The sequence below is a fragment of the Tersicoccus solisilvae genome, assembly GCF_014643255.1.
Lineage (GTDB): Bacteria > Actinomycetota > Actinomycetes > Actinomycetales > Micrococcaceae > Tersicoccus > Tersicoccus solisilvae.
Window position 1 is genome coordinate 1 of the sequence record NZ_BMJI01000008.1, and the last position, 21,209, is coordinate 21,209.

General features: G+C 72.9%; 21 protein-coding genes and 1 tRNA gene. 16 read left to right on the top strand and 6 right to left on the bottom strand.

Annotated elements, in window-relative coordinates; genetic code table 11:
- Positions 1 to 124: 124 nt before the first annotated feature.
- Positions 125 to 763 (bottom strand): uracil phosphoribosyltransferase, encoded by a 639-nt coding sequence (gene upp, locus IEX22_RS08175; protein ID WP_188667854.1) that lies wholly within the window; start codon positions 761 to 763, stop codon positions 125 to 127.
- A 33-nt stretch (positions 764 to 796) separates the two neighbouring features.
- Between upp and tadA the strand changes: the two genes are divergently transcribed.
- From tadA to IEX22_RS08210, 7 genes are all read left to right on the top strand, one after another.
- Positions 797 to 1,297, top strand: a complete 501-nt coding sequence (tadA, locus tag IEX22_RS08180) for a tRNA adenosine(34) deaminase TadA (protein ID WP_229659872.1) — start codon at positions 797 to 799, stop codon at positions 1,295 to 1,297.
- 63 nt (positions 1,298 to 1,360) lie between these two features.
- Positions 1,361 to 1,447 (top strand) — tRNA-Ser (locus IEX22_RS08185).
- Positions 1,448 to 1,667: 220 nt separating this feature from the next.
- Positions 1,668 to 2,699 (top strand): aldo/keto reductase, encoded by a 1,032-nt coding sequence (locus IEX22_RS08190; protein ID WP_188667855.1) that lies wholly within the window; start codon positions 1,668 to 1,670, stop codon positions 2,697 to 2,699.
- A complete protein-coding gene (locus IEX22_RS08195; RefSeq protein ID WP_229659873.1) occupies positions 2,696 to 3,469 on the top strand; it encodes a histidine phosphatase family protein in 774 nt (257 codons plus the stop codon). Before IEX22_RS08190 ends, IEX22_RS08195 begins: the two co-directional genes overlap by 4 nt.
- Complete coding sequence (locus tag IEX22_RS08200) at positions 3,453 to 4,304, top strand: ADP-dependent NAD(P)H-hydrate dehydratase (protein ID WP_188667856.1); 852 nt, start codon at positions 3,453 to 3,455, stop codon at positions 4,302 to 4,304. The genes IEX22_RS08195 and IEX22_RS08200 overlap by 17 nt, the downstream gene beginning before the upstream one ends.
- Before the next feature lie 64 nt (positions 4,305 to 4,368).
- Positions 4,369 to 4,863, top strand: coding sequence for a GNAT family N-acetyltransferase (locus IEX22_RS08205; protein WP_188667857.1), 495 nt, complete (start codon positions 4,369 to 4,371; stop codon positions 4,861 to 4,863).
- 345 nt (positions 4,864 to 5,208) lie between these two features.
- Positions 5,209 to 6,378, top strand: coding sequence for a M48 family metalloprotease (locus IEX22_RS08210; protein WP_188667858.1), 1,170 nt, complete (start codon positions 5,209 to 5,211; stop codon positions 6,376 to 6,378).
- A gap of 617 nt (positions 6,379 to 6,995) precedes the next feature.
- Here IEX22_RS08210 and IEX22_RS08215 read toward each other — a convergent pair.
- Positions 6,996 to 7,367, bottom strand: coding sequence for a hypothetical protein (locus IEX22_RS08215; protein WP_188667859.1), 372 nt, complete (start codon positions 7,365 to 7,367; stop codon positions 6,996 to 6,998).
- Between the two features lie 224 nt (positions 7,368 to 7,591).
- Between IEX22_RS08215 and IEX22_RS08220 the strand changes: the two genes are divergently transcribed.
- The gene (locus IEX22_RS08220) at positions 7,592 to 7,780 is read left to right on the top strand and encodes a hypothetical protein (protein ID WP_188667860.1); all 189 of its coding nucleotides are present in this window, start codon (positions 7,592 to 7,594) and stop codon (positions 7,778 to 7,780) included.
- 56 nt (positions 7,781 to 7,836) lie between these two features.
- Here IEX22_RS08220 and IEX22_RS08225 read toward each other — a convergent pair whose 3' ends face one another.
- Positions 7,837 to 8,217 carry a hypothetical protein gene (locus IEX22_RS08225; protein ID WP_188667861.1) on the bottom strand — a complete coding sequence of 127 codons (381 nt, stop codon included), beginning with the start codon at positions 8,215 to 8,217 and terminating at the stop codon, positions 7,837 to 7,839.
- Between IEX22_RS08225 and IEX22_RS08230 the strand changes: the two genes are divergently transcribed.
- The 6 genes from IEX22_RS08230 (at position 8,210) to IEX22_RS08255 (ending at position 17,066) form a co-directional block, all read left to right on the top strand.
- The gene (locus tag IEX22_RS08230) at positions 8,210 to 8,635 is read left to right on the top strand and encodes a DUF4232 domain-containing protein (RefSeq protein ID WP_188667862.1); all 426 of its coding nucleotides are present in this window, start codon (positions 8,210 to 8,212) and stop codon (positions 8,633 to 8,635) included. The two genes, IEX22_RS08225 and IEX22_RS08230, sit on opposite strands and share 8 nt — an antisense overlap.
- Positions 8,636 to 8,699: 64 nt before the next feature.
- Positions 8,700 to 13,706 (top strand): Lhr family helicase, encoded by a 5,007-nt coding sequence (locus IEX22_RS08235; protein ID WP_229659874.1) that lies wholly within the window; start codon positions 8,700 to 8,702, stop codon positions 13,704 to 13,706.
- Positions 13,699 to 14,523 carry a DNA-formamidopyrimidine glycosylase family protein gene (locus IEX22_RS08240; RefSeq protein ID WP_188667864.1) on the top strand — a complete coding sequence of 275 codons (825 nt, stop codon included), beginning with the start codon at positions 13,699 to 13,701 and terminating at the stop codon, positions 14,521 to 14,523. The genes IEX22_RS08235 and IEX22_RS08240 overlap by 8 nt, the downstream gene beginning before the upstream one ends.
- Positions 14,524 to 14,573: 50 nt before the next feature.
- Positions 14,574 to 15,491, top strand: coding sequence for a pseudouridine synthase (locus IEX22_RS08245; protein ID WP_188667947.1), 918 nt, complete (start codon positions 14,574 to 14,576; stop codon positions 15,489 to 15,491).
- A 44-nt stretch (positions 15,492 to 15,535) separates the two neighbouring features.
- The gene (locus IEX22_RS08250) at positions 15,536 to 16,129 is read left to right on the top strand and encodes a DedA family protein (protein ID WP_188667865.1); all 594 of its coding nucleotides are present in this window, start codon (positions 15,536 to 15,538) and stop codon (positions 16,127 to 16,129) included.
- A gap of 46 nt (positions 16,130 to 16,175) precedes the next feature.
- The gene (locus tag IEX22_RS08255; protein ID WP_229659875.1) at positions 16,176 to 17,066 is read left to right on the top strand and encodes a TspO-related membrane protein; all 891 of its coding nucleotides are present in this window, start codon (positions 16,176 to 16,178) and stop codon (positions 17,064 to 17,066) included.
- 6 nt (positions 17,067 to 17,072) lie between these two features.
- Here IEX22_RS08255 and IEX22_RS08260 read toward each other — a convergent pair whose 3' ends face one another.
- Together IEX22_RS08260 and IEX22_RS08265 are read right to left on the bottom strand one after the other, a co-directional pair.
- On the bottom strand, positions 17,073 to 17,639 hold the full coding sequence (locus IEX22_RS08260; RefSeq protein WP_188667866.1) for an SRPBCC domain-containing protein: 567 nt from the start codon (positions 17,637 to 17,639) through the stop codon (positions 17,073 to 17,075).
- Positions 17,636 to 18,409, bottom strand: coding sequence for a 3-hydroxyacyl-CoA dehydrogenase (locus IEX22_RS08265; RefSeq protein WP_188667867.1), 774 nt, complete (start codon positions 18,407 to 18,409; stop codon positions 17,636 to 17,638). The genes IEX22_RS08260 and IEX22_RS08265 overlap by 4 nt, the downstream gene beginning before the upstream one ends.
- A 159-nt stretch (positions 18,410 to 18,568) precedes the next feature.
- Between IEX22_RS08265 and IEX22_RS08270 the strand changes: the two genes are divergently transcribed.
- Positions 18,569 to 19,756: a glycoside hydrolase family 76 protein gene (locus IEX22_RS08270; RefSeq protein ID WP_188667868.1), complete on the top strand. Its 1,188-nt coding sequence runs from the start codon at positions 18,569 to 18,571 to the stop codon at positions 19,754 to 19,756.
- On the opposite strand, the gene IEX22_RS08275 is transcribed toward IEX22_RS08270, so the two are convergent.
- Positions 19,745 to 20,554, bottom strand: a complete 810-nt coding sequence (locus IEX22_RS08275; protein WP_188667869.1) for a phosphatase PAP2 family protein — start codon at positions 20,552 to 20,554, stop codon at positions 19,745 to 19,747. The two genes, IEX22_RS08270 and IEX22_RS08275, sit on opposite strands and share 12 nt — an antisense overlap.
- A gap of 101 nt (positions 20,555 to 20,655) precedes the next feature.
- Here IEX22_RS08275 and IEX22_RS08280 point away from each other — a divergent pair, with 101 nt between their 5' ends.
- On the top strand, positions 20,656 to 21,198 hold the full coding sequence (locus tag IEX22_RS08280; RefSeq protein WP_188667870.1) for an NUDIX hydrolase family protein: 543 nt from the start codon (positions 20,656 to 20,658) through the stop codon (positions 21,196 to 21,198).
- The last annotated feature ends 11 nt before the right edge of the window (positions 21,199 to 21,209 follow it).

The window sequence follows — 21,209 nt, forward strand, 5'->3', positions numbered from 1 at the left end:
CCCTGGCACCATGGATGTCCGACGTCGACAGGCGACCCAACCCACATGTTTCTCCCGCTCCACGCGGGCCGCAAGGCCCCAGCCCGCTATTGACGACCTGGCGCAGAAAAGAGGAGGACGAGGGTCAGTCGACGACGCCGTAGAGCCGGTCGCCGGCGTCGCCGAGGCCCGGCACGATGTAGCCGTTCTCGTCGAGTCGCTCGTCGATCGAGGCGAGCACGATCGTGACCCGGTCGTTGTCGCCGAGCGTCTCCTCGAGCGCGGCCAGTCCCTCGGGCGCGGCCAGCAGGCAGATGCAGGTGACGTCCTCGGCGCCCCGGGCGAAGAGGAAGTTGATCGCCTCGCGCAGGGTGCCGCCGGTGGCGAGCATCGGGTCGAGGACGAACACCTGCCGGCCGGTCAGGTCGTCGGGCAGCCGCTCGGCGTACGTGACCGCCTCGAGGGTCTGCTCGTTGCGGGCCATGCCGAGGAAGCCGACCTCGGCGGTGGGGACCAGCCGGGTCATGCCCTCGAGCATGCCCAGACCGGCCCGCAGGATCGGCACGACGAGCGGAGTCGGCTTGTCCAGACCGGTGCCCGTGGTGGTGGCGACGGGGGTGACGACCTCGACGTCGTGCACCCGGACGTTGCGCGTGGCCTCGTACGCCAGCAGCGTCACCAGTTCCTCGGTCAGCTGCCGGAACACCGGCGAGTTGGTGCCCTCGTCGCGAAGCACGGAGAGCTTGTGGGCGACGAGGGGGTGGTCGACGTGGCTGACGCGCATGGTGCCCAAACTACCAGCGGGCACAATGACACCATGCCCATCCCCGAGCCGCGGCCCGCCCCCGGCCCGCCGTCCGACCTGCCCGGACGTCACCGCGCCTGGATGGGGCTGGCCCTGGCGGAGGCGACCGCGGCCCTGGTGCACGACGACGTCCCGATCGGCGCCGTCGTCGTCGGCCCGGACGGCACGGTGCTGGGAGCCGGGCACAACCGTCGGGAGGCCGACGCCGACCCGACCGCGCACGCCGAGGTGCTGGCGATCCGGGCGGCGGCGGTCCGGCTCGGCCGCTGGCGGCTGGACGACTGCACCCTCGTCATCACCCTGGAGCCGTGCGCCATGTGTGCCGGGGCGACCGTGCTCGCCCGCATCCCCCGCGTCGTGTTCGGGGCCTGGGACACGAAGGCCGGTGCCGCCGGGTCCGTGTTCGAGGTGCTGCGGGAGCCCCGGCTGAACCACTGGGTGGAGGTCTACCCCCGGGTCCGCGAGGACGAGTGCGCCGCCCTGCTGCGGGACTTCTTCGCCGGGCACCGGTAGCCGGCGCCGCGAGCGCGCACCGATTCGTCTCCCGCGCCGGCGAGCCGGTACAGTATCCGGGTTGGTGACGTGTCCGAGCGGCCGAAGGTGCAACACTCGAAATGTTGTTTGGTGTCAAAGCCAACGTGGGTTCAAATCCCACCGTCACCGCCGATTGATGCGTAGGCATCCTGAAGGGCCCCGACCGCCAGGTCGGGGCCCTTCGTGCGTCCGGGACAGTGGGCGACGCGGCCGCGAGAGGCCCGCGGGAGCGTGCGCTGCCGAGTTCCCCGGTGTGACCGGCGCGACACGGTATAGCGTGAGAGCAGTGTCGGGGCCTGAAGAAGCCCGGGTCCGGCTGTCATCGATCGGACCACCGAGAGGACACCCCATGGACTACCGCACCCTCGGGCGCAGCGGCGCCGTCGTCTCCGCCTACGCCCTGGGCACCATGACGTTCGGCGCGGAGGCCGACGTCGAGACCTCCCACCAGCTGCTCGACGCCTACGTGGACGCCGGCGGCACCCTCCTCGACACCGCCGACGTCTACACGGGGGGCACCTCCGAGGAGATCATCGGCGGCTGGTTCAGCAGCGACGCCTCCCGCCGGGACCGCGTCGTGCTCGCCACCAAGGGCCGGTTCCCCATGGGCGAGGGCCCGAACGATCTCGGCACCTCCCGCCGGCACCTCCGCCGGGCGCTCGAGGACTCCCTGCGCCGGCTCCAGGTCGACCACATCGACCTGTACCAGATGCACGCCTGGGACCCCATCACCCCGCTCGACGAGACCCTGCAGTTCCTCGACGACGCCGTCACCGCCGGGCACATCGGGTACTACGGGTTCTCGAACTACACCGGCTGGCAGCTGACCAAGGCCGTGCACGAGGCCCGCGCCCACGGCTGGCACCCGCCCGTGACCCTGCAGCCGCAGTACAACCTGCTGGTCCGGGGCATCGAGGCCGAGGTCGTGCCGGCCGCGCTCGACGCCGGCATCGGCCTGCTGCCCTGGTCGCCGCTGGCCGGTGGCTGGCTGACCGGCAAGTACCAGCGCGACGCGGAGCCCACCGGCAGAACCCGCCTGGGCGAGAACCCGAAGCGTGGCATGGAGGCCTACGCCGAACGCAACGCGCAGGAGGCCACCTGGCGCGTGGTCGATGCCGTCACCGCGATCGCGAAGGACCACGGGGTCAGCCCCGCCCAGGTCGCCCTGGCCTGGGTCGCCGCGCAGCCCGCGGTCACCTCCGTGATCCTCGGCGCCCGATCCCTGGACCAGCTCACGGACAATCTCGCGGCGGCTGACCTGACGTTGACCGCCGACGAGCTGGCCACCCTCACCGACGCGAGCGATCCCGGCTGGCCCGACTACCCCTACGGCCCGGCCGGCAGCGCGCAGCGGTCCCGGAAGATCGAGGGCGGACGGTGAGTGGCTACGGCCGGGTGCGCCGGCTGATCCTCGCCCGGCACGGGGAGAGCGAGGCGAACCGGGCCGCCGCCGAGGCCGACGCCGCCGGCGCCGAGCGCATCGCGGTGCCCGCCCGCGACGCCGACGTCGAACTGTCGGCGACCGGACGGGAGCAGGCCGAGGCGCTCGGCCACCACCTCGCCGACGCGGGGGCCCGGCTGCGGCCGGTGTCCGTGTGGGTGTCCCCCTACGTACGGGCGCGGCAGACCACCGAGATCGCCCTGCGCACCGGCGGGCTCGACCTGACCCCGCGGGTCGACGAGCGGCTGCGCGACCGCGAACTCGGCATCCTGGACGCGCTGACCGGCCGGGGCGTCCGCGCCCTCCACCCGAGCGAGGCCGAGCGCCGCCAGTACCTGGGCAAGTTCTACTACCGGCCGCCCGGCGGCGAGTCCTGGGCCGACGTGGCCCTGCGGGTGCGCTCCCTGCTGGCCGACATCGAGAGCTCCGCCGGCGAAGGACACGACGACGACGTGCTCATCGTCTGCCACGACGCCGTCGTGTCCCTGATCCGCTACGTGTGCGAGCGCGTGGAGGAGCAGGACCTGCTCGAGGATGCCCGGGTCAACCCGATGCCGAACGCCGCGGTCACCGTGCTCGAACGGATCGACGGCGCCTCCGGCACCGAACCGGGCTGGCGGGCCGTCACCGTCAACGACGTCGCCCACCTCACCCGGCACGATGCCGCCGTCACGCGACACAGTGGAGAGACCGATGACACGACGCCCTGACCGCGTGACGCCGCGGACCCTGCGCCGGCACCCCCTCCCCGAGGCGAGCGGAGGCAAGCGGCAACGCGGGTCCGTGCTCGTGATCGGTGGCTCCCGCCGCACCCCGGGCGCGGCCGCCCTCACCGGCCTCGCCGCCCTGCGGGTCGGCGCCGGGCGGCTGACCCTGGCGATCGCCGAGTCCGTCTCCCCCGCGGTCGCCGTGTCCTTCCCCGAGGCCGGGGTGGTGGGGCTGCCGGAGGACGCGGACGGGTCCGTCCTCGGCGACTGCGCGGACACGCTGCTGGCCGAGGACGCCGACGCCGTCGTGATCGGGCCCGGCCTGACGGACATCGAGCAGACCACCGTCCTGCTGCGGGGCCTGCTGCCCCGGCTGGCGCCGGACACCGCCGTCGCCCTCGACGCCTTCGCGCTCGGCGCGCTGGCCCACCACCCGGAGCTGGCCGAGCCCGTGGCCGGCCGGCTGCTGCTCACCCCCAATCAGACCGAGGTCGGGCTGCTGCTCGGCAGGGAACCGCGCGACGAGGCCACGGGTGCCCGCGACACGGCCCGCCGGTTCGACGCCGTCGTCAGCTGCGGAGGCGTCGTCGCCGGTCCCGACGGACTGTACGAGGTCCGTGCCGGTGGGCCGGGGCTCGGCACGTCCGGCAGCGGCGACGTGCTCGTCGGGGCGGCCGGCGGCCTGCTCGCCCGGGGCGCCTCGCCGCAGACCGCCGGCCTGTGGGCCACCTGGCTGCACAACTCGGCCGGGGAGCGCATCGCCCGGCAGGTGGGGCCGATCGGGTTCCTGGCCCGGGAGCTGGCCGACGGGCTCTGGCACCAGCTGGCCGAGACGTGAGCCGATCCCCCGGGCGTGCGCGTGCGGGGGACCGACGCGGGCATCATCGACACGGAGGACTGCGATGGCCGACGGGCCGCACATCTTTCACCCCGAGTCCCGGCACGTCCCGGAACTGAGCGAGCTGCTCACCGGCTGGAAACCGGGCAAGACGGCGTCCTTCGGACCGCAGACCCCGAACCTCCCGGCGACGGTCGCGGAGGTGGACGGGCGGCTCGTCGGCTTCCTCACGGGCCACCACCGGTTCCGCGACTGGAACGCCCTCGTCGACTTCCATCATCTCGCCGGCACCGACGGCTCCTGGCTCGCCGAACTGTTCGTCCATCCCGCCCACCGCCGCACCGGCATCGGCCGCGCCCTCGTCCGGCACTTCATCGGCGCGTCCGTCGCGGCCGGCTGCAGCATGGTCGTCGTCCGGCCGGACCAGACCGACTCCGCGGAGGAGCAGGCCGCCCGGCAGGCGTTCTTCATCGACCTCGGCTTCACGCCGCTGCGCCTGGACCCGGGCATCCGGTTCCTGCCCGACTGGTTGATGGGCCGCCCCAACGACCTCGGCTGAGGGCCCTCCGACGTGCATGAACATCCGATAACGACACGCGGCGGTCGTTGACCCGGGCAGTACCGGCAGAACACTGTTCAGGTGGGACGCCAACGTTCTTCAGTCGCGGTGGTAACACCGTAGGGGCTCAACATCACTCCACGCGACAACGGCACGCAGGCGGGCGCCGTCGAGTGCCACGTGGTCCGGAGTGAATACTCCCGAACTTGCGTCCAGTATCCGATCGGTCTGACGTTCGCGCCTAAGCTAGCTAGCGCCCCCTAGGCGCAAGCTGGCAGGATATCCGTACCCGCGGCTAGGCGCCGAGGATGAAGTAGAGATTCACGGCTATGGGGAAGGTCGACAATGACGCAGGACCCGTATCAGTTTCTTGAGCAATTGCAAGAACACATCTATTCTCAGCTTGGCGAAGCGCCGCAGGTATTCCCGGGGGACTTCTTGCTCGAGCAGGCTCGCCTTTTTCTGCGCGCTCGGCGACCGACCGCGCCTGCAGAAGAGATTGAGAAGGATGCCGAGGAGCTGGTGCGTGACATGGAGGAGGGTCCGGCCCCACGGACCCGCTTCGAGCACCCTGGCTGGTACGGCATTCTTCACTCCCTGTCGAACTGGATCGAGACTTCTGTGCAGACAATGGGCCTGCCTATGCGCGAATCCCCAGCCTTCGGCTCGTTGCCCACTGGTCAGGTCAACGCGATGACCATCGCCGTGCCGAACTCAGCAGATCACCTTGTCCTCTTTGAGGACCAATTGTTCATCTTCGCACTCCTTTTCAGCAAGGCGTTGGCTCGAGCTCTCCCAGTTAGGCGAACACCCGAGGGGGGACTCTTGTACTCAGTTGATAAAGATGAAGTGGCTGACCGCATTAGAGCCAAGAAGGACGTGGTCGAGCGCTTTGCAGACGTCGTCCTAGCCTATTCGATTTCAGGCCGCCCCAGCAATGCCCGGCAGTATTATGTGGAGAGTGAATACTTTGCTCTGTCCGACACCATCAGAGAGTCAATGGAATGCTTTGTGCTGGGTCATGAGTACGGGCACGTAATCGGCATGCACCTCGGCGAAGCCGCGCGCAGCGCGGGCATGCTCGCCGCGGACGAGGTGGACGAAATTAACTACAACTGGATGCAGGAGCACGAAGCCGACATCTACGGTACCGCGCTGACGCTGCAGTCGATACACCGTGAACGACGCATTGAACCGGCTATGTGTTTCATTGGCGTGGATACATTTTTCAGCGCGATGGACGTGATGGACAAGGCGACGTCGCTGCTACGTTCTGGCGACGAGAACGCGACGACCCTCGGATCACACCCCCCGTCGAGTCAGCGCCGCGAGGTGACCCGACGGTTCCTAGACCGGATACTAGATCCTGAGCACGCGCGCAGTGCCGTCGAACTCGCCGAGAGCCTGCAGTTCGCCATGGAGCAGCTCTGGTCGGCGACGCGTCCACTTCTCATGAGCGCCATGGAGCGGGGTGCGACCGCCGCGCCGCGATGGAGCGTTCGGAACTCAGGATGAGCAGCGCCCCACTACCTCCATTGCCACCACATCCTGCAGCGGAACCTTGCTCCTTGTCCCCGAGGCCTCCAGGGTGACCGAAGTGGCCCCTCCCTCGACCAGCTCGCCGCAGGTCCGATGCTGTTCCTGGTCCGTAATCTCTAGGTAGGCGGGAACCCCGCGGGGCCCATACCAGGTGACCCCTACCCCCGCCGCAAGCAACAAGAGGGTTAGAAACGTTAGTGTGACGGCCCACCTCAGGTCCCGACTGGCGGACTTTGCCCGCTCCCGCCGACGCTCCCGAAGATCGCCCGGTGATTGGCCCACGGGACGCTGCTTCGGGAAGCCGTAGGCAGCGCGCAGACTGAGTAGGGTGCCGACCGATGCAGCCCCCAGTGCCAACGCGAGCAGCACACCGACGAGAACCTGGGCACCTTGTGACAGGCCAACGATGGTGTCCCGCCCCTTGACGATGGAGACGGTGGTTATGAGCCCGAGAAGCGCCGACAGTCCATTCCGCCAGTTGGCCGCGTGCTGCCGGATCTGCTCCAGTTCACTGGCTTGTAGTTCTTGGGCGGCCTCTGCGCGAGATCTGGTGAGTGCATCGCTCTCGGGTCCTGGCCGCACCTGAACAGGCATCACGATCCCCAGGAAACGTGAAGCACCCAAGATGCACCGCAGCCGCGCCGGGCATCGGGGGTGCTTGGGTGTGCGACGCCGCAGGCGCAGATGACTTCGACGTCTCTTTCGCTGTTCTTCGCTGCCACCCGCCCAAGCGCCTGCAGTAAGAGATCGCTGCCGGAGGACCTCGCTCGTTCGCCCAGGTTGCTGAAGAGGAGCAGTGGCTCGACATGTGCGCTGTCGTGATGGCATCGCGGACATGGCCCCGTGACGACAATGGCGGCCGGATCGTTCTCATTGGGTTCGAGCTCCACCAGTGAACTCTTGGCCGCGTCCTTGTTCCAAGCGACGCTGTTGGAGACCTCGTACGGCTGGGTGCGATTGGGCATGGTCCAAGACTGCCGCCCGGAAGGAGGGACGTCCACAACTCCGTGCCGCGTATCGGCGGTGTCGTGGCTACTTGGCTTCACAAGACGCCGCAAACCGTCCAGGATCGACGGTGGCGGTGGCGGTGGCGGTGTGACGGTGGTTGCCCTCAGATGCCGGTGGGTCGGTGGGCCACTGAGTGCACGCGTTCGGCGTTGGACCAGTGGCCCCAGGCGGCGGTGCCCTCGTGCGGCACTTCATCGGCGAGTCGACGGCCGCCGGGTGCAGCGTCGTCGTCCGACCCGACGCGAGCGACACCCTCGCGGAGCAGGAGGCCCGCAAGTCCTTCTTCCTCGGTCTGGGCTTTCGGGAACTGGTCCTCGATCCGGGCATCCGGTTCCTGCCCGACTGGTTGATGGGCCGACTCAACGACTGAGCGTGAAGGGGCGCCGAGTGGCCTCCGACCTGCGCCTGCGTCGCAGGACGACACGGTCAGGTCGTTGACCCGGGTAGCACGGAACAGAACACTGGACCCATGACATCGATGAGGTCGACGTCCGCGGTGGTGCTGGGGATCACCGCGGTCGCCCTGACTCTGAGCGCGTGCTCCCCCAGCCCGACCGGCGACACCACCGCCTCCGGCAGCTCCGCCTCCGCCGGCCCGTCGACCGCCGCGTCGTCGGCCTCGGCGACTCCGTCCACCACCACCGCGGCGCCCACCCCCGGCGCGTCCGGGTCCGGCCCGGCATCATCCTCGCCGGCCCCGACGCCGAGCGCGACCGCGTCCCCGAGCACACCACCGAGCACACCGGCGAGCCCGCGCCCGACGACGACCCCGTCCACCCCGCCCGCCGGGAGCGCCCCGGTGTGCACGGCCTCGCGCCTGTCCGGCACGGTCGCCCCGCTGCCCGGTGGCGGTGCGGCGGGCAGCGTCTACACCGGTCTGACGGTCCGCAACACGTCCGGTGCGGCGTGCCGGCTCTCCGGCTACCCGGGCGTCTCCTTCGTCGGCGGCGGCACCGGCCAGCAGATCGGCGTCCCCGCCCAGCGGGACGAGACGCAGGCCCCCGTGGCGATCACCCTGCAGCCGGGTCGCAGCGCCCAGGCGCGCCTGCAGATCACGCGGGCGGAGAACTACGGTCAGGTCTGCAACCTGACGCCGGCCGACGGCTTCCGCGTGTACCCGCCCAGCGCCACGGACGCCCTCTTCGTCCCGTACACCGCCGCCAACGCGTGCGGGAACCCGAAGATCATCCTGCTCCACGTCGGCGCCTTCCAGCCGGTGGGCTGACCACCCGACCCCCGGGTCCACCCCGCCGCCCGGTTCTGTCGGTGGCGGGGTGGATGATGGAGCCGTGGACGTCCTCGACCGGTTCAGCCCCGCGACCAGCACCTGGTTCCGGGGCGCCTTCACGGCGCCCACCGCCGCCCAGTGCGGCGCGTGGGAGGCCATCTCAGGAGGCCAGCACGCCCTCGTCGTCGCCCCCACCGGCTCCGGCAAGACCCTGGCCGCCTTCCTGTGGGCGCTCGACTCCTTCCTCGGCGGCCGCGACGGCGGGCTCGGCCCCCGGGGTGCCGCCCCGGCGGACGCCGACGACGGCAGGCGCGGCACCCGCGTGCTCTACATCTCTCCCCTGAAGGCGCTCGGCGTCGACGTCGAGCGGAACCTGCGGGCGCCGTTGATCGGCATCACCCAGACCGCCCGCGGGCGGGGGGAGACGCCACCGGACATCACCGTCGGGGTCCGCAGCGGCGACACGACCCCGGCGGACCGCCGGCAGCTGCTGTCCCACCCGCCGGACATCCTCATCACCACGCCCGAGTCGCTGTACCTGATGCTCACCTCACGGGCCCGGGACACCCTGACGGACGTGCACACCATCATCGTCGACGAGGTGCACGCCGTCGCCGGCACCAAACGCGGCGCCCACCTCGCCCTCACCCTGGAACGCCTCGACGCCCTGCTCGACCGGCCGGCCCAGCGGATCGGCCTCTCCGCCACGGTCCAGCCGCGCGAGACGGTGGCGCGGTTCCTCGGCGGCAACGCGCCCGTCACGATCGTCGCGCCCCCGTCGGGCAAGTCGTGGGACCTGACCGTCACCGTCCCGGTCGAGGACATGACCGAGCTCGGTCCCGCCCCCGTGCTGGAGGGCTCCGCCGCCGGCACGACGCCGCAGGCCTCGATCTGGCCGCACGTCGAGGAGAAGGTCGTCGACCTGATCGAGGCCAACCGGTCGACCATCGTCTTCGCCAATTCCCGGCGCCTGGCCGAACGGCTCACCGCCCGGCTGAACGAGATCCACGCGGACCGGCAGCTGCTCGAGCAGGAGGGCGACGTGTGGGCCACCGGCACGGACGGCGGGGCGGCGCCGACGGTCCCGGGAGGGACGGCGGGTACCCGCACCGCCACGAAGCCGCCCGCGCAGCTGATGGCCCAGGCCGGGTCCACCTCCGGCGCCCCTCCCGTGCTCGCCCGCGCCCACCACGGCTCGGTCAGCAAGGACCAGCGCGCCGAGATCGAGGACGACCTCAAGTCGGGCCGGCTGCGCTGCGTCGTCGCCACCAGCTCGCTGGAACTGGGCATCGACATGGGCGCCGTGGACCTGGTGATCCAGGTCGAATCGCCGCCGTCGGTGGCCAGCGGCCTGCAGCGCGTCGGCCGCGCCGGGCACCAGGTCGGCGAGATCTCCCGCGGCGTGCTGTTCCCCAAGCACCGCGGCGACCTCGTCAACAGCGCCGTGACCGTGGAGCGGATGGTCGCCGGGGCCATCGAGTCCCTGTCCATCCCCGCCAACCCGCTGGACATCCTCGCCCAGCAGACCGTGGCCGCCACCGCGCTCGGCACGATCGACGTCGAGGAGTGGTTCGACACCGTCCGCCGCAGTGCCCCCTTCGCGACGCTGCCCCGGTCCGCGTTCGATGCGACCCTCGACCTGCTGGCCGGGCGCTATCCCTCGGACGAGTTCGCCGAGCTGCGGCCCCGGATCGTGTGGGACCGCACCGAGGGCACCATCACCGGCCGCCCCGGCGCCCAGCGGCTCGCCGTCACGAGCGGCGGCACCATCCCGGACCGTGGCCTGTTCGGCGTGTTCATCGTCGGCGAGGAGACCGGGAAGAACCCGCGCCGCGTGGGCGAGCTCGACGAGGAGATGGTGTACGAGTCCCGGGTCGGCGACGTCTTCGCGCTCGGGGCCACCAGCTGGCGCATCGAGGACATCACCTACGACCGGGTGCTCGTCTCCCCCGCCTGGGGCCAGCCGGGCAAGGTGCCGTTCTGGAAGGGCGACTCACTCGGCCGTCCCGTCGAGCTCGGCCGGGCCCTGGGCGGGTTCGTGCGGGAGCTCTCCGCCGCCGACGACGCCGTCGCCCGGGAGCGGCTGGCCGCGAGCGGACTCGACGACTGGGCGTGCGACAACCTCCTGGCCTACCTCGGCGAGCAGAAGGAGGCGACCGGCCAGGTCCCCGACGACCGGACCCTCGTCGTCGAACGCTTCCACGACGAGCTCGGCGACTGGCGGATCGTCCTGCACTCCCCGTTCGGGATGCCCGTGCACGCGCCGTGGGCCCTCGCCGTCGGCGCCCGGCTGCAGGAGCGGTACGGCCTGGACGGCGCCGCGATGGCCAGCGACGACGGCATCGTGCTGCGCGTGCCCATGATGGAGGACGATCCGCCCGGCGCGGAGCTGTTCCTGTTCGAGGAGGACGAGCTCGACGGGCTGATCACCGCCGAGGTGGGCGGCTCGGCGCTGTTCGCGTCCCGGTTCCGGGAGTGCGCGGCGCGGGCCCTGCTGCTGCCCCGCCGCAACCCGGGCAAGCGATCCCCTCTGTGGCAGCAGCGGCAGCGCTCCGCCCAGCTGCTCGACGTGGCCCGCAAGTACCCGACGTTCCCGATCATCCTCGAGACGGTGCGCGAGGTGCTGCAGGACGTGTACGACGTCCCGGCGCTGAAGGACATCAGCGCGCAGGTCGCTCGGCGCGAACTGCGGCTGGTCGAGGTCAGCTCGACGCAGCCGTCCCCGTTCGCCCGGTCCCTGCTGTTCGGCTACATCGCCGGTTTCCTGTACGAGGGCGACAGCCCGCTGGCCGAACGCCGCGCCGCCGCCCTGTCCCTGGACCCCACCCTGCTCAACGAGCTGCTCGGCCGCGCCGAGCTGCGCGAACTGCTCGACCCCGGCGTGATCGAACAGACCGAGGCGCAGTTGCAGCACGTCGCGCCGGGGTGGCGGGTCCGCGGCGCCGAGGGGGTGGCCGACCTGTTGCGCCTGCTCGGTCCGCTCACCGCCGAGGAGATCGCCGCCCGCACGGAGGACCCCGACGCGGGGCCGGCCGGACCGCCGGGTGGGGCCACCTCCGACGTGGCCGCCCTGGCGAGCACGGTGCCGGGGGGCACGGCGCCGGAGCAGCCGACGCCGGAGAACTCGACCTCGGATCCGGCCGACACGGCCGGCGCGGAGCCCGCCGGCGCCCCCACGGCGTCGGTCGCGACGGTCGCGGCCTGGGCCGACGAGCTGGTCCGGGCCAACCGGGCGCTCGCCGTGTCCATCGCCGGCGTCGCCCGCTATGCGGCGGTCGAGGACGCCGCCCGGTTGCGGGACGCCGCCGGGGTGCCCCTGCCGATGGGCGTGCCCACCGCGTTCATCGAACCGGTGCCGGACCCGCTCGGCGACCTGGTCGGCCGCTACGCGCGCACCCACGGGCCGTTCCTGGTCGCGGAGGCCGCGCACCGGTTGGGGCTCGGCGTGGCGGTCGTCGCCACCGCCCTGCAACGCCTGGCCACCGAGGGCCGCGTCGCGGAGGGAGAGTTCCGGCCCGCCTCCCTGCAGCCGGCCGGATCCGCCGGAGTCACCGAGTGGTGCGACGTCGAGGTGCTGCGCCGCATCCGCCGGCGCTCGCTCGCCGCCCTGCGCCACGACATCGAGCCCGTCACCCCGGAGGTGTATGCGCGGTTCCTGCCCGCCTGGCAGCACATCGGCCCGGAGCGGGGCAGCCTGCGCGGCCTGGACGGCGTCCTCACCGTGGTCGACCAGCTCGCCGGGGTGCCGGTGCCCGCCAGTGCGTGGGAACCGCTGGTGCTGGCGAGCCGGGTCGCCGACTACGCCCCGGCCATGCTCGACGAGCTGATGGCCACCGGCGACGTGCTGGTCAGCGGCGCGGGCGAACTGGCCGGCAACGACGGGTGGCTCAGTCTGCACCTGGCCGAGTCCGCGGACCTCACCCTCACCCGACAGCCCCTGTTCGTGCCCTCCGGGCTGCAGCAGGCCATCATCGACTTCCTCTCCCGGGGCGGCGCGTGGTTCTTCCGGCAGCTGGCCGACGCCGTCCGCGGTGCCGCGGGCGCCGTCATCCCCGCGACCGCGCCGGACGACGGGTCGTTGCCGGCGTCCCCGGCGCGGCCCGCGACCGACGACGAGGTCGCCGCCGCCCTGTGGGCCCTGGTGTGGGCCGGCGTGGTCGGCAACGACACGTACGCCCCGGTCCGCTCCCTGCTGGCCGGTGGCCACACCGCGCACACCGCCAAGCGGGCGCCGGCCCGGGCCCGCACCGGCGGGGGCCGGTTCGGCCGGTCCCGGCTGCCCGGTCACCGGCCGGGCCGCGACGGGCTGGCCGCGGTGGGCCGGGAGTCGACCCTGGGCCGGGGCCCGGATCTGCGGTCCTCGGCGGTCCGGAACCAGACGTCCCGCCCGTCGGCCCTGCCGACCACCGCCGGGCGCTGGTCGCTGCTGCCCGAGTCCTCACTGGATCCCACGGTGCAGGCCCACGCCATGGCCGAACTGTTGATGGACCGCTACGGGGTCCTCACCCGCGGCTCGGTCGCGGTCGAGGGCACGCCGGGAGGTTTCGGCACCGTCTACAAGGTGCTCAGCCGGCTCGAGGAGATGGGCCAGGCTCGCCGCGGCTACTTCATCGACGGGCTCGGGGCCGCGCAGTTCTCCGTGCCCGCCACCGTGGACCGGCTGCGGTCCTTCTCGGAGGAGACGGAGGTGTCCCGGCGCGACCCGGCGGCCCTGTGCCTGGCCGCCACGGACCCGGCCAACCCGTACGGCTCCGCCCTGGCCTGGCCGGCGCTCGAGGACACCGGACACCGGCCCGGGCGCAAGGCCGGGGCCCTCGTCGCGCTCGTCGACGGCGCGCTCGTGCTGTACGTCGAACGCGGCGGCAGGACGCTGCTCGTCTTCGACGAGGATCCCGACACCCTGGCCCTGGCCGCCCGGGCCCTGGTCGCCGTCGTGCGGCGGGGCGCCGTCGACAAGCTCGCCGTCGAGAAGGTCAACGGCCGGTCCGTGCTGGACACGCCCACCGGGTCCGCGCTGGCCGACGCCGGGTTCTACTCCACGCCGCGAGGACTGAGGATCCGTGCCTGAGGGGGACACCGTGTGGCGCAGCGCCCGCAACCTCGACCGGGCCCTGGCGGGCCAGGTGCTCACCCGCTGCGACCTGCGGGTCCCGTCCGTCGCCACCGTCGACCTGACCGGGCAGACCGTGCACGGCGTCGTCTCCCGCGGCAAGCACCTGTTGATGAGGATCGGCGAGCAGACCATCCACTCCCACCTGAAGATGGAGGGCTCCTGGCACCTTTACCCGCCGCAGGGGCGATGGCGCCGGCCGGCCCACTCGGCGCGTGCGGTGCTCGGGACCGCCACGGCCACCGCGGTCGGCTTCTCCCTCGGCAAGCTCGAGGTGTTCCCCACCGCGCAGGAGGAGGAGCACGTCGGCCATCTCGGCCCCGACCTGCTCGGCCCGGACTGGGACGCCGGCGAGGCCCTGACCCGGCTGCGCGCGCACCCCGGTCGCGCCGTCGGCCAGGCGCTGCTGGACCAGCGCAACCTCGCGGGCATCGGCAACATCTACCGCTGCGAGGTCTGCTTCCTCACCGGCGTGCACCCGCTCACCGCCGTCGCCGACGTGGCGGACCTGGCCCGGCTGGTCGACCGTGCCCACCGGCTGCTGCAGCTGAACCGGGAGAGCGCGGTCGCGATCGTGACGACCGGCAACACCCGGCGCGGCGAGGAGAACTGGGTGTACGGGCGGACCGGTCGGCCCTGCCGGCGGTGCGGGACGCCGATCGTGCGCGCCGAGGCCGGCAACACCGAGCTCGACGTGCGGGAGTACTGGTTCTGCCCGCGCTGCCAGCCCGTCCCGGAACACCCGGGCGACGCCGTCGTCCCGGCCGCCGACTGATGCCTTCCCCGGCGGCCGCCCCGGACCGCCGCCCCTAGACTGGAGCCGTGATGTCCTCGCCGCTGCCCGTGCGCAACGGCGTCAACGCCACCCGCGTGCGGTTGCCCGGCGACGGCCCCTGGGCCACGGCGCTGGACTACCTGCTGGACCGGTGGGGGCACGTCGATCCGGACGGCATCCGGGCCCGGTTCGACGGCGGCGAGGTGGCCGCCGCCGACGGCACCCGCCTGACCGCGACCACCCCGCTGAGCGCCCACACCTTCATCTGGTACTACCGTGACCTGCCCACCGAGACGCCGATCCCGTTCGACGTCGACGTCCTGCACGAGGACGACCACCTGCTCGTCGCGGACAAGCCCCACTTCCTGCCCACCACGCCGGGCGGCGGGTACGTCAGCGAGTCGGCGCTGGTCCGCCTGCGGGTGCGCACCGGCATCGACGACCTCACCCCGGTGCACCGGCTGGACCGGATGACCGCCGGCGTCGTCCTCTTCGCCAAGGATCCGGCCACGCGCGGCCGCTACCAGGTGCTGTTCGAGCGTCGGCAGGTGCGCAAGGAGTACGAGGCGCTCGCCGGGGTCCGGGACGACCTGGACCTGCCCGTCACGGTGCGCAGCCGGATCGAGAAGTCCCCTACCTACCTGCTGGCCCGCGAGGTGCCGGGTCCCCCGAACGCGGAGACCGTCGTCGAACTCGCCGAGGTGCTCGAGGACCGGTCCGACCCGGCCGCGGAGCGGGTAGGCCGGTACCGGCTGCGCCCGCGCACCGGCAAGACGCACCAGTTGCGCGTGCACATGGCGTCGTTGGGCCTGGGGATCCGCGGCGACCGGTACTACCCGGTGCTGCAGGACGAGGCGCCCGACGACCACGCCCGGCCCCTGGGCCTGCTCGCCCGGTCGGTCGCCTTCACGGACCCGATCACCGGCCGCGAGGTCACCTTCTCCAGCCGGCGCAGCCTGGCCCCCTGACCGGTGCCGGTGCCGGCACCGGCCTGCGGCTCTACACTCGGAGCGTGGATCCGGGTGTGCTGGCGTCGTTCCTGCCGGTGCTGTACCCGGCGATCCTCGTCGCGGTGGCCATCGACGCCTTCATTCCGCCGCTGCCCGCGGAGATCCTCACGATCACCGCCGGCGCCATGAGCGCCCACCGCGATGCCGACCCGCTGTTGACGTGGATCGCCGCGTTCCTCGGCTGCTGGATCGGGGACCTGGCCGTGTACCTGCTGTTCCGCCGCGAGCTCACCGGACTGCTCGTGCGGTGGCGCTGGGGCCGGGCGGTGCGACGGCAGCTCGACGCCGCGATCGCCCGGGCCGGCCGGTCCGCCACCGACGCCGCGCTGATCGCCGTCCGCTTCCTGCCCGGAGGCAGGACCGCGTCGATGGCCGCCGCCGGCATCAGCCGGGTCCCCGGCCGCCGCGTGGTGGTGCTTGATGGCGTCGGCTCCGCCCTGTGGGCGGTGTGGACCGTGGGACTCGGCTTCGTCACCGGCACCGCGGTGGACCTGCCGGTGTGGGCCGGATCCCTGATCGGCAGCGGCATCGGCCTGATCAGCGGCACGGTGATCGCGGGGGTCCTGGCCTGGCGCTCCCGCCGGGCCCGGCGCTGACGGGCGTCCCGGTACGCTCTCCCCGGTCCGCCGATACCCTCGTTCCATGAGCTCCACTGCTGACCGTCCCGGCCCGGATCGATCCGCCCCGGCTCCGGCCGGGCCGCCGGGCGTCGACGGCGGGCGGCACGGGCCCGGACGGCGCTCCGATACGCTCCGGCAGAGCGTCGTCGTCGTCAGCCTGGTGCTGGCACTGGCCGGTTCCGCGTACGGGTCCGGCGCGTTCGGCGGCACGCCGATCCAGAACGCCTCCAGCGGGGCGCTGGGACCCGACGCCACGCTGCTCGCCCCCGCCCGGCCGGCGTTCGGCATCTGGAGCGTCATCTACCTCGGGCTGGCGCTCTACGCGATCTGGCAGGCCCTCCCCCGGCATCGCGCCGACGCCCGGCAGCGGGTCACCGGCTACCCGGCCGCCGTCTCCATGCTGCTGAACGCGGCCTGGATCCTCATCGCCCAGGCCGGGTGGTTGCCGCTGACCGTCCCGGTGATCGTGGCCCTGCTCGGGGTGCTGGTCGTGCTGTACCGGCGTCTCGTCACCGGGGCACGTCCTCGCCCGGTGGAGGCCGTGCTCGTGGACGGCACGTTCGGCCTGTACCTGGGCTGGGTGAGCGTCGCGACGTGCGCGAACGTCACGGCCGCCCTGGCCGCACCGCTGGCCGACGCCGGCGTCGACCTCGGTGCCGGCGCGGCCTGGTGGGCGATCCTCGTGCTGGCGGTGGTCGCCGTCGTCGGCGCCGCCGTGGCCCTGGCGGGCGAGGGTCGCGTCGCGCCCGCGGTCGCCCTGGTCTGGGGCCTGGCCTGGATCGCGGTCTCCCGGCTCGACGGCGAGCTGCGGTCGACGTCGACCGCGGTCACCGCCATCGCGGCCGCCGTGCTGGTCGCCGGCTGGACCGCCGTCACGCGGGTGAGGGCCACACCGCGCCGTCGGGCAGCCTGACCCGGCTCAGCCCTCCAGCAGCCGCTTCTCGTAGCGGGCGTGCAGCCGCTCCCACAACGGGTACCACTGGTCCCACCAGGTGTCCCAGTGCACGGGGTGACCGTCGAGGGCGTCGTGCAGGTGTTCCAGGTGCACGTGCCAGCCGGCCAGGACGGTCGCCACCTCGAGGGAGGCGAGGGTCGTGGCGATCGTCAGCCGCACCCGGGATCCGCCGTCGCTCGCGGCCGCGAGGTCGAACTCGAGCCGCCCGTGCTCACTGTTGGTGATGGCGAAGACCGCGTCCTCGTGGGCGGTCAGCACCGTGCCCTCCCACCAGGGCAGCGGGTCCGGTTGGCCGTTGAGCCAGCGCAGGTCGAAGGCGGCGCCCTCCCGGGCCTCGCCCCTGGCCTGCGCCCACCACTGCGGGGTGTACGCCGGGTCGGTGATCATCCGCCACACCGCGCGCACGTCGTGCCGGTAGTCCCGCTCGAACGTCAGGCGCACCGTGCCGTCGGGATGCTCCGCCGCGGTCCCGAGAGGATGCCGGTTGACGAGCGTCTGCAATCGCGTGACGTCGCGCCCGGGCGCGCTCATCGCGGGGCCATCCGGATGGCGCCGTCGAGGCGGATGGTCTCGCCGTTGAGCATCGGGTTGCGCACGATGTGCTCCACCAGCGCGGCGTACTCGGCGGGCTTGCCCAACCGGGACGGGTGCGGCACCTGGGCGCCGAGCGAGTCCTGCGCGGCCTGCGGCAGCCCCGCCATCATCGGCGTCTCGAAGATGCCCGGCGCGATGGTCATCACCCGGATGAGGGAGCGCGCGAACTCGCGGGCCAGCGGCAGCGTCATCGCGGCGACCCCGCCCTTGGACGCGGCGTACGCCGGCTGGCCGATCTGCCCGTCGAACGCCGCCACCGACGCCGTGTTGACGATGACGCCGCGCTCGGGGCCGAACTCCCCCTCGACCGGCTTGACGGCGCTCATCGCGTCGGCCGCGAGCCGGATCACGTTGAACGTGCCGATGAGGTTGACCTGGATGACGCGGCTGAACCGCTCCAGCGGCAGCACCCCGTCCTTGCCGAGCACCTTGCCCGGCGTGGCCACGCCGGCGCAGTTGACGACGATCCGCAGCGGCCCCAGCTCGCCGGCCGCGGCGACCGCGGCGGCGACCTGCGTCTCGTCGGCCACGTCGGTGGGGACGAACCGGGCGCGTTCCCCGAGCTCGGCGGCGGCCTCCGCGCCGCGGGAGGACGGCAGGTCGACGAGGACGACGGCGGCGCCGGCGTCGTACAGCGTCCGCGCGGTCGCCGCGCCCAGTCCTGATGCGCCGCCCGTGATCAGTGCGACGGAACCCTCGATCTGCATGCCATCCCCTTCGATGTCGGTGACCGTGGTGACCCCGGCGCGGCGGATGGCGCGGCCGGGGCATGCTCGTGGCGATCGGCCGGCGCCGGTCGGCCCGCCCGTCCGGGCCAGCCTAGCGCCGGGCCGGTGCGGCGCCATCCGGCTCCGTAGGCTGGGAGGATGAGTGCGCCCACGAACTCCCCCGCGCCCGTGCGGGCCGCCGTCGCCGCCGGCTCGGTGATCACGCTCTTCGGCCACCGCCTGCTGCACCTGCCCGGCACCCACCTGGCAGCGATCCGGTGGCCGCGCCCCCGCGCCTCGGACCTGCGCGGGCCCTGGCACTACTGGTGGCAGGCGCACTACCTCGACTGCCTCGTCGACGCCGGCTGGCGCGAGCACGGCGCCGGGCTGCCGGTGGTGTCCCTGCGGCTCGGTCAGCAGCTGCTGCGTGGCATCCGGGTGCGCAACCTGTTCCGCTACCCGAATCACTACTACGACGACATGGGCTGGCTCGTGCTGGCCGCCGGCCGGCTCGATGCGCTCAGCCGCGCGGTGACGGGGGCGGGCGGCCGCGGCTGCCGGAACGCCGTCGCCGCGCTGGGCCCGCGGCTGATCGGCGCGAGCACCGACGACGCGGGCGGCGGGCTGTTCTGGAACACGCAGCGCACCTTCAAGAACACGCCCGCCACGGCCCCGGCCGCCCTGTTCTTCGCCCGCGCGGGCGAGCCGGCGCGCACCCGTGCGCTGACCGACTGGCTGCGGGAGAACCTGCTCGACGCCGACTCCGGGCTCTACCTCGACGGCCTGCGCCTCGGCGGCGCCACCATCGAGACCGTCCGCGACCGGTACACCTACAATCAGGGGCCGGTGCTCGGCGCTTTGCTCGCGCTCGGCGAGCCGGCCGACCTCGACGCCGCGGCGCGGCTGGTCCGCGCCGTCGACACGGGGCTCACCCGCGCCTCCCCGGCCGGCGCGCGCGTGCTCGTCACGCACGGGGACGGCGACGGCGGCCTGTTCACCGGCATCCTCACCCGCTACCTCGCCGCCGCCGCGACCGACGCCCGGCTGGACCCGGCGGCGCGGGCCACCGCCGGCCGGCTGGTGACGGACACCGCGGAGGCGCTGTGGGCCGGGCGACGACGGGTGGAGCCGGCCGAGTCGCCGGCGCCACGATCGGGCGGCCCGGACGCCGGCGCGCTGATCTTCTCCGCGGATCCGGGCGTCGAGGCGGTGACCAGTTACCCGCCCGGCGCCCCCGTCGAGCTCTCGACCCAGCTGCAGGCGTGGATGGCGTTCGAGGCCGCCGCCGTCTGCGCGGGCGGGACGCCGGCGGACGGGAGGGGAAGCGTCGGCGTGTCAGGAACCTGACCGTCGCCCCGGCGGCGGCGTCGTCCCCGGCCCGGTCACCGCGGGCACCCGCCGCGCCGTCGGCCGCCACGTGTCGATGCCGACCACCACACCGAGGATGGCGACGGCCAGCAGCGCCGACGCCGTGACGTCGGTCAGCCAGTGGTAGCCGAGGTAGAGCCGGCTGAAGGCGACGACGATCACCAGCGCCAGTGCACCGACCGCCGCCACCCAGCGACCCGGCCCGCGTCGTCCGCCGTCCTCGCCCGGGCGGAAGAACACCAGGTAGACGAGCACGAAGGTGAAGGTCGCCGTCCCGAGGGTGTGCCCGGACGGGAAGGAGTAGGACGCGTCGGCGCCCATCAGCATGTCCGCGACGGGCGGTCGACCGCGCCCCGCGATCGACTTGATGGCGACGATGCACGTCACGGCCACCGCCATCGCCCCGGCCAGCAGGCCCGGACGCCACCAGTGCCGGCTGCGGGCCAGCCAGAGCACGACCGTCGCGGTGCTGATGATGATCATGCCGGTCGGCGCCGTGATGGTGGTGATGACCTCGAGGACGCCGGTGAGCACCGGGTCGCGGCGTTCGAGCAGCCAGGCCATCAGCGGGATGTCCCAGCGGGAGAGGTCCTCCTTCTCCGTCCACCAGTCCCAGACGCGGGTGAAGAGCACGAGGCCGGCCACCACGAGCAGCGCCGCGACGAGCAGCCGATTCCGGCGGGGGTGTCCGCCCGGGACCGCGGGCTCGGCGAAACGGTCGGCGAGGGAGAGCGGACGCCGGCGGAGCGGACTCGAGGACGACGCGGAGGAAGACATGAGCGGCAGCGTAGACCATCGCCCTCGACGGATTCCGGGACCGGGACGTTCGGCTGCGTGGCGGTGAGACGGCCGCGGTCGGATCGGATAGAACAGAGCACATGAGCAACGTGCGCACGCCCGATCCCTACCCCGGATGGCTCTCGCCCGAGGACCTCCACGAGGCACGCCAGCGGCTGCCCATGGTGTACGTGGAGGCCCTGCCCGTCCGCGTCGACACGCTCGGGTACGTCACCGAGCTGGGGTTGCTGCTGACGGCCAGCGACGAGGGCGAGATGGTCCGCACCTTCGTCTCCGGCCGCGTGCTGTACCGCGAGTCGATCCGGGCGGCGCTGCTGCGGCACCTGGAGAAGGACCTCGGGCCGTTCGCGCTGCCGCAGATCCCGCCGTCGCCCGTGCCGTTCACGGTGGCCGAGTACTTCCCGTCGCCGTCGCCGTCGCCGTACACGGACGACCGGCAGCACGCCGTCGCCCTCTCCTACGTCGTGCCGGTGACCGGCGAGTGCACGCCGCGGCAGGACGCCCTGCAGCTGTCGTGGCTGACCCCGGACGAGTGCCTCAGCGACGGGGTGCAGGCCGAGTTCGTCGGCGGCCGCGGGAACCTCGTCCGGCAGGCGCTCGCGCACGTCGGCTGGGGACGCTGACCCGCCGTCGC